At 54.1% G+C, this 14,552-nt stretch carries 14 protein-coding genes; 2 read left to right on the top strand and 12 right to left on the bottom strand.

The window, feature by feature from the left end:
• Positions 1-39: 39 nt before the first annotated feature.
• The 7 genes from MKZ07_RS32765 to MKZ07_RS32735 all read right to left on the bottom strand — a co-directional run bounded on the left by MKZ07_RS32765 (position 40) and on the right by MKZ07_RS32735 (position 5,985).
• Positions 40-300 (bottom strand): hypothetical protein, encoded by a 261-nt coding sequence (locus MKZ07_RS32765; RefSeq protein ID WP_341029664.1) that lies wholly within the window; start codon positions 298-300, stop codon positions 40-42.
• A 35-nt stretch (positions 301-335) separates the two neighbouring features.
• The gene (locus MKZ07_RS32760; protein ID WP_051493719.1) at positions 336-746 is read right to left on the bottom strand and encodes a hypothetical protein; all 411 of its coding nucleotides are present in this window, start codon (positions 744-746) and stop codon (positions 336-338) included.
• A gap of 20 nt (positions 747-766) precedes the next feature.
• On the bottom strand, positions 767-1,171 hold the full coding sequence (locus MKZ07_RS32755) for an Imm7 family immunity protein (RefSeq protein WP_036696715.1): 405 nt from the start codon (positions 1,169-1,171) through the stop codon (positions 767-769).
• 36 nt (positions 1,172-1,207) lie between these two features.
• Positions 1,208-2,410: an MFS transporter gene (locus MKZ07_RS32750; RefSeq protein ID WP_341029661.1), complete on the bottom strand. Its 1,203-nt coding sequence runs from the start codon at positions 2,408-2,410 to the stop codon at positions 1,208-1,210.
• Positions 2,411-2,491: 81 nt separating this feature from the next.
• Complete coding sequence (locus MKZ07_RS32745; protein ID WP_341029658.1) at positions 2,492-3,037, bottom strand: hypothetical protein; 546 nt, start codon at positions 3,035-3,037, stop codon at positions 2,492-2,494.
• 130 nt (positions 3,038-3,167) lie between these two features.
• Positions 3,168-3,587, bottom strand: a complete 420-nt coding sequence (locus MKZ07_RS32740) for a DUF350 domain-containing protein (protein WP_036696710.1) — start codon at positions 3,585-3,587, stop codon at positions 3,168-3,170.
• A 31-nt stretch (positions 3,588-3,618) separates the two neighbouring features.
• Positions 3,619-5,985, bottom strand: coding sequence for an endonuclease MutS2 (locus MKZ07_RS32735; protein ID WP_341029657.1), 2,367 nt, complete (start codon positions 5,983-5,985; stop codon positions 3,619-3,621).
• A 152-nt stretch (positions 5,986-6,137) separates the two neighbouring features.
• On the opposite strand from MKZ07_RS32735, the gene MKZ07_RS32730 reads away from it, so the two are divergent.
• Positions 6,138-6,485: a phage holin family protein gene (locus MKZ07_RS32730; RefSeq protein ID WP_036696706.1), complete on the top strand. Its 348-nt coding sequence runs from the start codon at positions 6,138-6,140 to the stop codon at positions 6,483-6,485.
• Between the two features lie 44 nt (positions 6,486-6,529).
• Here the strand turns inward: MKZ07_RS32730 and MKZ07_RS32725 are convergent, their stop codons facing one another.
• Positions 6,530-7,663: a GGDEF domain-containing protein gene (locus MKZ07_RS32725; protein ID WP_341029655.1), complete on the bottom strand. Its 1,134-nt coding sequence runs from the start codon at positions 7,661-7,663 to the stop codon at positions 6,530-6,532.
• Positions 7,664-7,903: 240 nt separating this feature from the next.
• Between MKZ07_RS32725 and MKZ07_RS32720 the strand changes: the two genes are divergently transcribed.
• Positions 7,904-8,290 (top strand): cupredoxin domain-containing protein, encoded by a 387-nt coding sequence (locus tag MKZ07_RS32720; protein ID WP_341029653.1) that lies wholly within the window; start codon positions 7,904-7,906, stop codon positions 8,288-8,290.
• Positions 8,291-8,851: 561 nt separating this feature from the next.
• On the opposite strand, the gene MKZ07_RS32715 is transcribed toward MKZ07_RS32720, so the two are convergent.
• The 4 genes from MKZ07_RS32715 to MKZ07_RS32700 form a co-directional block, all read right to left on the bottom strand.
• Positions 8,852-10,045 carry a sugar ABC transporter permease gene (locus MKZ07_RS32715; RefSeq protein WP_036696703.1) on the bottom strand — a complete coding sequence of 398 codons (1,194 nt, stop codon included), beginning with the start codon at positions 10,043-10,045 and terminating at the stop codon, positions 8,852-8,854.
• Between the two features lie 2 nt (positions 10,046-10,047).
• Complete coding sequence (locus MKZ07_RS32710; RefSeq protein WP_341029650.1) at positions 10,048-11,559, bottom strand: xylose ABC transporter ATP-binding protein; 1,512 nt, start codon at positions 11,557-11,559, stop codon at positions 10,048-10,050.
• Positions 11,560-11,646: 87 nt separating this feature from the next.
• Positions 11,647-12,675 (bottom strand): D-xylose ABC transporter substrate-binding protein, encoded by a 1,029-nt coding sequence (gene xylF, locus MKZ07_RS32705; RefSeq protein WP_341029841.1) that lies wholly within the window; start codon positions 12,673-12,675, stop codon positions 11,647-11,649.
• A 265-nt stretch (positions 12,676-12,940) separates the two neighbouring features.
• Positions 12,941-14,521: a helix-turn-helix domain-containing protein gene (locus MKZ07_RS32700; RefSeq protein ID WP_341029648.1), complete on the bottom strand. Its 1,581-nt coding sequence runs from the start codon at positions 14,519-14,521 to the stop codon at positions 12,941-12,943.
• Positions 14,522-14,552 lie beyond the last annotated feature (31 nt).

Genomic DNA, 14,552 nt, shown 5'->3' with positions numbered 1-14,552 from the left:
TATCAAATCAAATTATAGAGGCATCTAATAATCGACCTGTTAAACGCCGCTAATTAATTTTCCACCTATTAAATCGTTAGCATTATAGTCGCCTGGCTCTAATTGTATTGTCATGGATTCTGTAGGACTAATGTATTCATTACTATTGACCAGTGCAACTTCCTTCACTAAATAAGATTTAGAATTATCGGTTTCATCATGAAGAAATTTCCCCTCAAGATTTCCACTTGGCTTTCCTTCAATAGCAACGATGTTGGCAACCTTGATGAAGAACGCTGTCTTGACCTCAATTGAGAACATTCTCTCACCTCGCCATTTATCTAAAGTAAAGCTTCTTATGTATGTTCAACAGAAATAGAAGGTTCTTCTAAGATTTTGAATGATATTTTTTTGGCTGCTATAAAAATAGGCGGGTTCTCAAAACCCTCTACACTGACTTTGAAAATGTAATTTCCTATTTCCACCCTGTATTTTTGATTCATTACAATGATTTCATCAGTATTGGCTAGTTCAATAAAAACTTTGGCTGTATCTGCATGCCATAAAAATAAAGTTGAAACAAAATACGGTTCTTCAAACTTAATATCTATCACATATTCATTACTACTTAGGTCGATGCTGCCTGACAAAACAATTTGTCCTGCATCCATGCGACAAAATTCAAAATCCATCCATAAGCATCGGCTTAAATACGTATTGATTTTCTTGATTTCTAAGTTAACTTCATCTACACTCATTGCAAACATTTGAATCCTCTCCTGTTTGGTCACTGTAATATGCCATCCTCCACGACCGGAACAAACGGTGATAACCACGCATCCTCTTGCCGCCTTAAAGTTCCGCGGGCTAGTACGAATACTTTGAACTCGTTATCGTAGCCTTCGATATCCTCATCATCTCTTGTATAGAGTAAGCCATAAGAACCCGGTGCTTGGTCTGCGATGAATTGATATAGCTCAAGGATCTCCCCGGCCTCGAAACTTTTGTGATTCAAAAATCCTCCTACAGCAAGATGATACGTCCCATTTGCAGCATAGACTTTTAAGAGTCCAGCACTCCAACCCAACTCTAAGATAAAGTTTTGTATATTTTTGAACACCAACTCTAAATTTCCAGCGTCTTCTTCTCCAAACGTCTCCCGGATCGTAGCCCAGCCATGAAACTCGTACATCTCCCCACCCGATTCCTAGATATTTGATGAAAACAATCAGACCCTCCCCCTCTGCCCCAGCACCCTCCGCACCACCACCCAACTCCCCAGCGGCGCAGCGCCCAGCAGCAGCATTAGCAGCGTGATCGTCTGCGGGGATTGGTCCAGTGACAGCACAGCGATGAAGATCAGCAGACCAAGGAGGCGGCCGCTCATCAGGCTAAGCTCCCTTAGCACTACCAATTCCACGCGTTTGCCGGCGCTCTCCTCGGACACTCCCATAAGGTCGAAGCTGGTGGACAGCATCGGCAGCATGTAGAGCGGCAGGCAGAGCGAGGTCCCGATTCCCATGATTAGGAGGGTGGTAAAGTTCACCTTCCACAGCAACGGAAGAAGGAAAGCGATGAGCAGCAGACTGCCTGCCAGCATACCGCCGAGCCGGGCACGGGGCTTGAACCATCTGCCTGCAGCATAATAACTGATCAGGGAGACGGCGGAGGTCAGCAGGGCGAACTGTCCCAGTTTGCTCTCCTCCTGTGCTGCAATGTAGACGAGCAGACCGATCAGGAAGGAGAATACGCCTTCCCGGATGCCCTGGAACACTAGCGCAGCCGCAACTGGACGCCAAGGGCTGCGCCTGCGGGTAAGCTCGCGCCAGGGCTCCAGCCAGAGATAGGCTTCGCCGCGCGGCCGTTTGCGAAGCCAGAAGCTTAGCACAGCACCCACCCCATAGATACAGAGCGACAGTATGAATACCATACGGTAGCCTTGTCCGCCTTGCCAGCGGGAGATCATCCAGCCGGACACCCAGGGTCCGGCTATTCCCGTCAGGGAACCCAGCAGACCCATCCACCCGTTATAGAAATCGCGGTTCACAGCGTCCGTAATCTCGAAGAAAACAATGTTGAACGCCAGCCAATACAGCCCGATCGATAGCCCGAGGACCCCGCCCAGCGGCCAAATGAAATGCACCGATTCTCCTTGCAGCCACAGCACCAGCAAATAAAAAAAGCCCGATACGGCAATTCCCAGCCGCAGGGCATTCATTTTGTTATGTTCTTTCACCCACTTGCCGCCCAGCCAGAAGCTGAGACCCACGGCAAGCTGCTGGGCCACGGTGAACCAGCCGATCATGGCGAAGTTCTGCCGGCTTTTCCACAGATATACGTTGAGGAACGTCCCTGCTAGCACTGTAGCCAGAAGGTATAGTCCGCCTACGGCCAGCAGCAGCGCCGCCTGTGCCCGTTCTGAACCTCTCATGCTTAACCCTCCCTGCTCGTCCTAAGACACTTCATCTATCACTAACATGTCCAGACGGCAGGGAAAGCATGAATCCGATCTTTATTCGGCTGCGGTGCTGAGATTGCGGACAAGCTGGATGCGGTCTTCCTGCGCCAGACTGTGCTGGACATGGAAGCAGGAAGGACAGACGTACAAATTCAGCGCGAAAGGAGGCTTCAGCACGGCTGCACCGCCCAGTACTTCCGGCGTTGCCGGGGTGAACCCATCCACCTGCTGCGTACCGGAGTGAAGCATCAGCTCATGGCATTGCGGACATTCCGGCGCTTCCAGCTGGGCAGCCAGCAAGCCCGAGACCTTGTCCTCATAACGCTTCAGATCATAATCATCGCCGAACTGGCTCAGCGTACCCCATACAGGCACCACGCTATCCTTGTCGTCGTCATCCCACAAATTATCGTCGCTGATCTCTTCCTCCCCGGAAGCTTCCTGCATATCCGGCTCTTCATCCTCTATATCCTCTGCACCTATCGTCACTGTGCGGTAGCCGCTAAGCTCGTTATTGCAATGAGGACAGGTATCCTCGGGTCCAAACTCCTCATCCCATACAATCTCGGTATGGCACCATGGGCAAACTGTTGTCTCCATCTGTATAATCTCCTTCGCTTACTCACATTCGGTTCAATTCACCGTTAAATATATAATGCCGGCCGCTATAAAAGCCAGGGCTGAAAAAAACAGAATCCGAACCAGCAGCTTCATCTCCCTGCCCCCTAATTCAGAATATGGCCGCGCCGATAACATAGGACAAGGATATGGAGAGCAGCATAGCTGTCAGTCCTACGGCCCGGTTATCCGCAGCAATCTCTTCATCAATTGAAAAGACCGGAGTAAAAAACTCGAACAGGAAGTAAGCCAGCAGCAGCAGCAAAAAGCCTACAACCGACCATTTCATCGTCTCATAGATTGATGCCCCTGCTTCAATGCTGAAACGTAAGATGTTGCAGATTCCGAAGATTTTGCCTCCGGTTGCCATAGCTACGGCCACATTCCCCTTGCGGATTTCTTCCCAGCAGTTGTATTTCGTCACCATTTCGAAGAAGGACAGAAAGACGACCAGCCCCAATATGGCGACAGTGAAGTAGCCTAGCAGCGCCCCCAGCGGATGTTCCAGCAAAAGATCAATATTATCCTGCACTCTTTTCCCTCTTTCTGCCGGACTAAGGGCGTTACTCCAGTTCAGCTACCGTCACACCCGCGCCGCCTTCATTGTAGTTCCCGAGCCGATAGCTTTTGACATGCTTGTGCTTGCGGAGATATTCCTGAATTCCTGTCCGCAGGACTCCCGTCCCCTTGCCGTGGATAATGGAGATTTGACCCAGATTACCGAGAAAAGCTTCATCGATGAAGCGGTCGGTCTCCATAATGGCTTCCTCCAGGTTCGCACCACGCAAATCAAGCTCACTACGGATATTCTCATCGCGTGTACGCTTGACCGTTGTGGCCCTGCGCAGAGCCGGCGGAGGAGCATCCGGTGCGGAAGCCAGGAACTCCAGATCACTCAGATTGACCTTCATCTTCATGATACCGAACTGTACAACGGCTTCCTTAGTGCCGCTCAGCTCAACCACAAGGCCCTTCTGATTCACATTCGCTACCTTAACTTCATCCCCTGGCTGAATCTTGCGCGGCGCCTTGACCGTGCTGCGCGTCACAGCCTTCTTGCGTGGTGCAGGCTCTGCTTCATCCAGCCGGCGGCGCGCTTCGATCAGCTTATGCTCCTTGACGGATGCGCCTTCCTCCAGTGCCAGGCGGCGGAGGTCGCTGATAATTTCCTCGGCTTCCTTGCGCGCCTTGGCCAGAAGTTCGCTGGCATCCTTCTCTGCCTTCTCGAGGCGTTTGTCGCGTGAGCCTTCAAGCTTCTCCAGCTCCTGCTGCTGCCGCTTACGGAACTCCTCCGCTTCACGGCGAATCTCTTCCGCCCGTATGCGTTCGTTCTCTGCGGTGAGGCGGTTCTCCTCAAGGGAGGCAATCATATGCTCAACGCGCATATCCTCTTCTTTCACTTCACCGCGCGCATGCTCAAGGATCGCACTTGGCATCCCGAGGCGTTCAGCAATGGCGAACGCATTGCTTCGTCCAGGCACACCGACCAGCAGCCGGTAAGTAGGACTCAGGCTCTGCACATCGAATTCCATGCTGGCATTAATAACGCCTGCCCGTTCATAAGCGTATGCCTTCAGTTCACTGTAATGTGTAGTGGCAACCATCCGAGATTCCGTCCGGTGAATATTCTCCAGAATTGCTATCGCCAGTGCGGAGCCTTCGGCCGGATCTGTTCCTGCACCGACCTCATCGAGCAGAATCAGACTCTTTGGTGTCATCCGCTTCAGAATGGATATAATATTCGTCATATGGCTGGAGAAGGTACTAAGGCTCTGCTCAATACTCTGTTCATCGCCGATGTCGGCGTAGATCGCATCGAAGACACACAGCTGGCTGCCTTCCTCGGCCGGAATGAAGAGGCCAGACATCGCCATCAGGCTGAGCAGGCCGATCGTCTTCAGGGTCACGGTCTTCCCGCCCGTATTCGGTCCGGTCACGATGATGGAGCGGTAATCATTGCCCAGCTCCACATCCAGCGGCACAACCTGCTCCGCCGGAATGAGCGGATGGCGGCCCTTGCGAAGCCGCAGGTATCCGCGGTCATTCATCCGCGGCTGGGTAGCCTTCAGGTCGCGTGCAAGACGCGCCTTGGCGAAGATGAAGTCCAGCTCGCCGAGAATGTCGATATCATAAGCCATCTCCTCGGCAATATCGCCTACTAGCGCAGTAAGCCGGTGCAGGATGATCTCGATCTCACGCTCTTCGCGCAGCCGCGTCTCCCGCAGCTTGTTGTTCATCGCCACAATGGATTCCGGCTCGATGAACAGCGTTGCCCCTGAGCCCGACTGGTCGTGCACAATACCGCCGAAGTGGGCGCGGTACTCTGCCTTGACCGGAATGACGAACCGGTCACCACGGATCGTCACAAGCTGATCCTGCAGCATCTTCGAGACCGAAGACGAGCGGATCATCGAATCCAGCTTCTCACGGATGCGTGTCTCACCCCCGCGCAGCTCGCGGCGGAGGGTGGCAAGCTCCGTGCTCGCCGAATCCATTACATCGGCGTTCTCATCAATACACATGCGGATGGCATCCTCAACAGGCTTCTGCTCCGACAGCAGATCACTCTGTGCGAAGAGGGAAGGAATGCTCTCATCGTCATGCATGGCATGGATGAACCGCTTCACCCGGCGGGCCCCGCCAATCGTGTTACCTACCGCAAGCAGCTCTGCCGTGCCAAGCATTCCGCCAATTGATGCACGCTTCAACGCAGGACGGATATCGGTCACGCCGCCGAATGAAGGAATTCCCTTCAACCTGTCAACATTTACCGCCTCATCCGTTGCCTGCAGGAGCTTCTTCACCCCTTCGAAATCACCGGAAGGCTTCAGGAGCTCGGCGGTCAGCCGTCCCATCGGCGTCTGCGTATACTGCATCAATTTATTTAAAATCTTGCGATATTCAAGCGTATGCAAAATTTTGTCGTCCAATTACTGTCACAGCTCCCTTCATAGATGGAACCATTATACCTAATTTAGCCCATTTTCGCTATTTGGGTATGATTTCTGGGCATAGAAATCTGCCTTCGGGCCACAATAACAACGCACATTTCCTTAAGCCAACGCCAAAGGAGGTTAGTTCATTGAGATTCTTAGCTCATGTAGTACGGTTCGTGGTCGCAGCAATCGTGCTGATGGTGGTCGGCTGGATTGTTCCGCAGTTTACGGTCGGGGGATTCTGGAGTGCATTCATGCTTGCTCTGGTGATCGCTCTGCTCGGCTGGGTCGTTGAAGGCATTTTCGGCAAAAAAACAACGCCCTTCGGACGCGGTATCGTCGGCTTCCTGGTCAGCGCCCTAGTCATCTGGATTGCCCAGTTTGTCGTCAGCGGTGTCAGTGTCTCGGTGCTTGGTGCCCTGCTTGCCGCACTGGTCATCGGGATCATCGATCTGTTCCTGCCGGTATCCACTCCGTTTGAAGCAGGCAAATAGCGGCGCAAGACAACGTGCAGACAATGAAACCCCCAGCTCCCGGTCTATACCGGAATTTGGGGGTTTTCTGTAAGTTTATGCCCTTTAACGGAAGTGACCGCTGAGGTCACTACAGCATTTTTCCCGCCGCGCTTGGCCGTATACAGCGAATCGTCCGTCTTGCGGAACAACAGCTCCTTGCCGTCTCCAAGCTGGTAGTTACTCAGTCCGATACTGACAGTAATGGGCTTGTTCCCGGCATACGGATGGCACATGGCAGCAATGCTGATACGCATTTGCTCGAGAGCAGCGTAGGCTTCCTGAAAGCTTTTATCCGTAAAAATCACTGCGAATTCTTCCCCTCCATACCTTGCCGCAAAGTCATTCAACCCGATCAGGCTGCCCATCTTGGCCGCCACCTCCTTGAGCACCAGATCGCCCACCCAGTGTCCGTATCTGTCATTAACCTGCTTGAAATTATCGATGTCAATTAACGCAAGCTGCAGCCTCAATCCGTTGCTCTCACACTGCTCCAGCAGCGAATCCAGGTATTCATGGAATGTCTTGTGGTTATACAGGCCGGTTAACGCATCTATCTTCAGCAGCTTGTCCGAGATCGCCCGCTCCACCATCAGCTCCTGCTCCGACTTGGTGAGCTGCTCCAGATATTCGCGCGTCTCGCGGCCACGGAGGATCACTGCCTGCGCCGTCAGGGCGAAGACGACATACACACACTCCACCAGCACAAACTCCAGCAGCGGCTTGCCGAGCAGCGGCCGTTCAAGCCCGAAATAGATCCCCCCGTAGAATACAGTGCTGAACGCTCCAAGCGAATACAGCAGCCGCTGGTCGAAATAGATGAGGGCCAGCATAATCGGCATCATCAACGTCATCTGCGCACCGTCTACATAAGGCTCAAGCACAAAATACATCAGATAGGAAACCATGAAGCTGCAGACCACAACCGCCTGCTTATGATAACGGAGCGAGCGGCGCAGCCAGACCTCGGCAGAGGCCATAGCGAGGATAATCATCAGGTTGCAGACTATGAACATATGCCCTTTGCCGGGACTGAATATCGTCTGCATCTTATCAGAACGGGAGTACAGCATATACAGGAACTGGCTAAGCAGCAGACAGAGTACGATGATCCAGTATCCGTACAGTATTCTCCGGTGCCATCTCTCAGCACTTTGCAATGCGTAATCTATAATGATCTGACTCCCCTGCTTCTAGCCGAATAATATGAAGCTTTAATTATATTAGGCTTAATTATAATTAATTTTAAACACTTTTGCATCATATTTTTGCAAAATTCGACAAAGTTTGCAGTGGTGATGACAGCGGCGGCTAGACTCCTTTTCATAGATTGCTCAAGACAACTTGAGCGATTTAGGCTATGCTAAGGTCAATTGCCCAAGTAGATGAGGAGGATGCACATGATCAGGAAGTCGGCTATTCTGTGTTCTATTATATTTGCGCTTCTGCTAACGGCCTGCGGAGGCAACAGCAGCAATTCTGAGAGCGCTAACAATGCAGCAGCCGGGAGCAATCTGACGGCCGAGGAAGAACTCGTCATTACGGCCACCAATTATAGCTTTGACCAGCCGGAATACCATTTGAAGAAGGGCGTCCCTGTCAAAATCACCTTCGAAAATGAGAGCGGAAATCACGGCATACTAATCCCTGAGATGAAGCTGCGGCTGGACGCCAAGAATTCCTCTGAGGTAGTCCTTCCTGAGAAGGCGGGAACCTACGAGATGACCTGTGCCATCATGTGCGGTTCCGGCCATAGCGGAATGACTGCTAAGATTATTGTGGAATAGCGGGATCCGCGAATTCAGGGTATTAGTGCACCTCATTAGCTCGTAAGGCTCTCATCTGAAGAATTCAGGTGTATTAGTGCACCTCATTTACTCGTTTGGCCGTCATGCGAGGAATTCAGGTGCACTAATGCACCTCATTAGCTCATTTTGGCCCTCATCTGAAGAATTCAGGGGCACTAGTGCACCTCATTGGCTCGTTTGGCCGTCATCTGAGGAATTCAGGTGCACTAGTGCACCACATATACTCGTTCGGCCCTCATCCGAGGAATTCAGGGGCACTAGTGCACCTCATTGGCTCGTTTGGCCTGCACTGGGCTCTTTCACAGCGCACTGGTATATTATATTCGGTTTTTCGCATACATCCCGCCCACTCACCTCCGCACGACACATTATATTCGGTTTTCCGCATACATTGGCCCACGTACCCTTGCCAGTAGTGATTGTGTTCGGTTTTTCGCAGTTGCATGGTATAGTTTCTTACTACAACAAACAAACCGGAAGGGACAACATCCCTGCCGGCTTATTTGCTCTGTATGCTTAAGCGGCTGCTACAGCCCCTTCCTACTTCACACCCTTGCTGCGGCCTGAAATATCCAGCCAGACGGCAATGACCAGGATCGAGCCTTTGACCACATACTGCCAGAACGACTCCAGTCCCATCAGCGACATGCCGTTATCGAGCGAGGTCATGACCAGTGCTCCGATCAGAGCACCGATGACCGTTCCGGCTCCGCCCATCAGCGAGGTTCCGCCGATGACACAGGCGGCAATGGCGTCCATCTCGGCCATATTGCCTGCGGTAATGGTCGCCGAGGCCAGGCGGGAGGTCAGCACGATCGCGGCGATGGAGCCGAGCAGGCCGCTGAGGATGAAGACCAGCATCGTCTTGCGCTTGATGTTGATGCCCGAGAGCCGCGCAGCCTCAATATTGCCGCCGATGGCGTAGATATGGCGGCCGAAGGTCGTCTTGGTGGACAGGAAGTAGAAAATAGTTGCCAGCACAATGACGAAGATGATCGGGAACGGAATGCCTTTGTAATTGTTCATCAAGGCCACGAAAACTACCACCAGCAGGGACAGTCCGGTTACCTTCGCGATATCCATGCCGAGGGGGGCGACGGTGAACCCGTATTTCTTGCGGGAGCGCCGCTTCGTGAACGCGCTATACAGCAGCAGGGCCACTGCGAGTACGCCAAGTATGATTCCGAAGCCGGAGGCAAAATAAGCATTGCCGAGCAGCGCCAGCACCGGATCCGATACCGGAATGGTCATGGATTCGGTCACGCCCATCAGCACCCCGCGGAACACCATCATTCCGCCGAGGGTGACGATGAAGGCGGGGATCATTTTATAGGCGACCAGCCAGCCCTGCACCAGACCCAGCACCGCACCGGCGGCCACCGTGCCCAGAATCACTACAATCGCGGGAAGCTCCAGCCAATTGCTGAGTATTGCCGCCATCCCGCCGGTCAAGCCGACGATGGAGCCGACGGACAGATCGATATGGCCCGCCACGATAACCAGCACCATGCCAATGGCGAGTATAGAGGTCACCGACATCTGCGTGAACAGATTGGACAGGTTCCGCGAGGTCAGGAAGGTAGGATTCAGCACGCCGAACAGGACCCAAATCAGAATCAATGCGCCAATCATCGTATAGGCACGCATATCCATTTTGCCGAACAGGGTACGCATTCGCGATCCTCCGGCGGCCGGAACCGCTTCAGGTTCCTTAAGCTCTTTTTGCAGCTGCATCTCTATCTGCCTCCTGTGGCGGCCAGCATAATATTCTCCTGCGTTGCTTCGCGCCAATCATATTCCCGTACCAGTTGTCCTTCGCACATTACCAGAATCCGGTCGCTCATCCCCAGTACTTCGGGCAGCTCAGAGGAGATCATAATAATGGCTACTCCCTGTTCTACCAGCTTGTTCATCAGGTTATAGATTTCGTACTTCGCCCCGACATCGATGCCCCGGGTGGGTTCGTCCATAATCAGAATCTTGGGGTCACTCATCAGCCATTTTCCGACAACCACCTTCTGCTGGTTGCCCCCGGAGAGTGTGCCGACGAGTGTCTCCAGCGAAGCTGTCTTCGTCTTCAGATCCTTCACGTACTGCTCGGACCACTTGATCTCCTCATTCTCATTGATCACTCCGAACCTTGAGACCTTGCCGAGTGTGGCCAGCGTCGTATTGCGCTTGACATCCATCCCCATCACCAGCCCCTGGCGCTTGCGGTCTTCCGTGACCAGAGCAATCCCGGCCTTGATCGCTTCGGCAACTGAACGGATCTTGACCGCCTTGCCTTCGATCAGCACCGTGCCTTCGCTTCTTCCGCCATACGCGCCGAACAGGCTGCTGACCAGCTCTGTCCGCCCAGCCCCCATCAGCCCGGCAATGCCCAGAATCTCGCCTTGACGGAGCGTGAATCCAATATCCCGGAGCACCTTCTGTTGGCGCTTCTCCGGGTGCCAGACATTGTAGTCTGCGACCTCAAGCACCTTGTCTCCGGGTGAATGCTGGACTCGCGGATAGCGCTCCGTCAGCTCACGGCCGACCATCAGTGAGACCACCTGATCGTCGTTCGTCTCCTGGCGGTTCAGGGTTGCCACCGTCCGCCCGTCGCGCAGCACGGTAATCGAATCGGCCAGCGCGAACACCTCGGGCATTTTGTGGGAGATATAGACACAAGTCACTCCTTCGCGCCGCAGCTGGTTCAGAATGCCCATCAGGATGGACACCTCGCTCTCGGTCAGTGCTGCTGTCGGTTCATCCAGAATAAGAATCCGGGTATGCTTGGAGAGCGCCTTGGCGATCTCCACGAGCTGCTGCTGGCCGATGCCCAGATTGCCGATCTTCGTATCCGGCGACAGGTTCAGCCCCACCTTCTTCAGCCACAGCGAAGCCTGATGGTACAGTTCATTCCATTGGATCGCCCCGCGCTTCACCGGCTCTGCCCCCAGGAAAATATTCTCGCCGACCGTCATCTCCTTCACAAGCGCCAGCTCCTGATGAATGATCGCAATACCGGCCTGCTCCGCGTCCGTTATTTTGTGGAACGCCTTCTTTTCGCCACCGATACGGATTTCGCCTTCATATGTCCCCGCCGGATACAGTCCGCTCAGCACCTTCATCAGCGTGGATTTGCCTGCGCCGTTCTCCCCGCATAAGGCGTGAATCTCCCCTTGCTTCACCTTGAAGTTCACATGGTCCAGCGCCTTCACACCGGGGAAGCTCTTGCTGATCTCTACCATTTCAAGTACATCCATGCCTGCCGTTCCTCCTTCCGGCCCTCAAGCAGCAAGCAGATGCGGGTTCGCCACTGGCGCCGCATCTGCTTGCCGTACAGGCTGCCCTTATTGTTTCGGCCACTGGTCCTTGGGAACGTTCTTGTACACATCCTCCAGCTTGTGGAAGCCGTCTTTGATCAGCACATCCAGGTTATCCTTGTTGACCGCAAGCGGATCAAGCAGCACGGATGGAACATCAATTTTACCGTTGTTAACAGTCTTATCTGTCGAAATGCTCTCGCCCTTGGCAGCTGCCACCGCCATTTCCGCCGCCTTCGTGGCAATCGCGTTGATCGGCTTGTAGACCGTCATCAGCTGTGTGCCTTCGGCGATACGCTGTACAGCGGCGAGGTCCGCATCCTGGCCTGATACCGGAATTTTGCCCGCCATGCCCTGTGCCGTCAGCGCCTGGATTGAGCCGCCTGCTGTCCCGTCGTTCGCTGCAACCACGCCCTGTACATCGTTATTGTTCGCGGTCAGCGCATTCTCCATATTCTTCAGCGCTTCCTCGGGCTTCCAGTCCTTGGAGAACTGGTCGTAGACGATTTTGATATCGCCCTTGTCTGCCAGCGGCTTCAGAATATTCATCGCGCCTTCCTTGAACATGTGGGCATTGTTATCGGTATCCGCGCCGCCGATGTAGACGATATTGCCCTTAGGAGCCTTGTCGATAACCGCCTGAGCCTGGAATTCACCAACACGCACATTATCGAAGGAGATATAATAATCCACCTCGGAATTGTTAATCAGCCGGTCATAAGCAATGACCTTGATGCCTTCCTTATGTGCCTTATCCACGATGGGAGCCGTAGCCTCCGCATTATGAGCAATAACCACGAGCACATCCACACCCTGGGAGATCAGTTGCTCCGCCTGGCTTAGCTGGGTAGCATCATCCCCGTTCGCGGCAAGCACCTTCACTTCACCGCCAAGCTCCTGCACTTTTGCTGTGAAAATATCCCGGTCCTTCTGCCAGCGCTCCTCCTTCAAGGTATCCATGGACATGCCGATGACAATTTTGTCCCCGTCCTTGGCCGCTCCCGCAGATTCCTTCTTCTCGTTGTCACCGCTTGAGACCACACCGCAGCCCGCCATCGATGCAGCCAGCACCATCGCCGCCACCCCGAGGGAAACTATTCTTCCGTATTTTCTCACGATTGCTACGCCCCTTTTCGTCAGCCCTTTATTTGATTGCGCTTACAAAAAAAGTGTAGCATGGAAAAACCGACCCGGGAGCAGCGATTCCCTGCACTTATTTGTCATCCACCCGCATTCTTGGTCTTGCCTGCTGTAATGTAATTCTCCGCCCCGGCTTTCATAGGATAATCCGGGGCAACAGCACAAAAAAGTCCTTGCTCACTCAGCAAGGACCCGATTTCTCCTGCTGCTGGCGGAATTCGCTTGGCGTCATCCCCGCAGCCTTCTTGAAGACCCGGCTGAAATAATTCGGGTCCTTATAGCCTACTTCATAGCAGATTTCCTTCAGGTTCAGCTGTTCCTCAGCGATCAGGCGTTTCGCTTCATTGATCCGCAGCCGAGTGATGTAGTCAATGAAGGTCTCCCCCTCATGCTGACGGAACAATTTGCTGAAATAATGCGGGCTCAGGTTCACGTATTCGGCCGTCTGTTCCATGGAGATATCCTCTTTATACATCTGGCTGATATAGAGCAGCGCCCGCTGATGCACATGGGACCGGTGATGCTCCTGCTCCTCCTCCAGGCCATCGATCAGCCGCTCCAGCCAGGACTCCGCGCTTAACCGCAGAGTGCGCGGATCTTCCGCTGCGTTCAGCGAAGCCAGCAGCTCCGTACCGGCCGTGGAGTGAACGCCTCTGGCCAGGAACAGCAGCAGGCCGGTTACCTCCCCCCGCACGGCAGACAGCGGCTGCTCCCCTACCTGCTCGAAGGAGTCATACAGCAGGCTGAAGCGCTGGACGGCCTCCTGCTTGCTGCGCTGGAGCAGGGCGGTAAGCAGCTTCTTCTCTTCATCCAGAGAAACCGCCGTCTGCCCCGAGCTCTGGATTATATCATCGTAATGATGCACACCGAACGAATGCTGGTGATCCGCACATACCCGTACAGCTTCGCGGTAAGAACGGCTAAGTCCGTCCCAGCCCTCGCGGATCGAGCCGATGCCGATGCCAAGGGGCAGGCCGAAGCGCTCCCCGGCATAGGTGCGGAGCCGCTCTCCCCAGTCCAGCGAGCTGACACGCTGGGAATATCCGGTCCTCCCCGGCGGCAAGGGAATGAACAGCGCCAGCTGATGCCCGGCCAGCGGTCCGGCGAGGCAGCCCAGTCCTGTTTTGGCAAACTGCTTGATTGCTTCATAGATCTCCCGCTTGGACTGCCGGAACGTCTCCCAGCCGCTCTCCCCGTGCCGGGGGAAAGACAGGACCATCGCGTAGCCCTTGCTGAAGTGCAGCTCCAGCAGCCCGGCCAGCTGCTCTGGCTCCAGATCCTGAACATGCTCCAGCATCAGCATCAGGGTCAGCTCATTCTCGGCCAGCGGCAGCAGATGGGCCAGCTTCTCTTGCAGCTCCAGCTGCTCATTCCTGCGCCGCCGCTCCTCCTCGATGACCACCATCAGCTTCCTCAGCACCTCCGCAACCTCTTCCCTCCGGGCCGGCTTCAGCAGATAGTCGCGCACCCCCAGCAGCAACCCCTCCTTGGCATATGCAAAGTAGTCATGCGCCGTAATCATCACAATCTGCGCCGCCGGAAGCTTCTCCCGAATCTGCCGCACCGCCTCCAGCCCCTGAATACCGGGCATCTTAATATCCATGAAAATCATATCCGGCCGGTGCTCCTCCGCCAGCTGAATCGCCTTCCGCCCGTTCCCGGCATGCAGGAATTCGAACGTGTCCGGGATCAGATGCCGGATCATCAGCTCCAGCCCCTCCCGCTCCAGTGCTTCATCATCTGCGATCAGCAGCTTGTACATCGTTATCTTTTCCCCCTTCACTTCAGGTGAG

The sequence above is a fragment of the Paenibacillus sp. FSL P4-0338 genome (genome assembly GCF_038002365.1).
Lineage (GTDB): Bacteria > Bacillota > Bacilli > Paenibacillales > Paenibacillaceae > Paenibacillus_AQ.
This window is presented reverse-complemented; position numbering and strand designations above follow the sequence as displayed.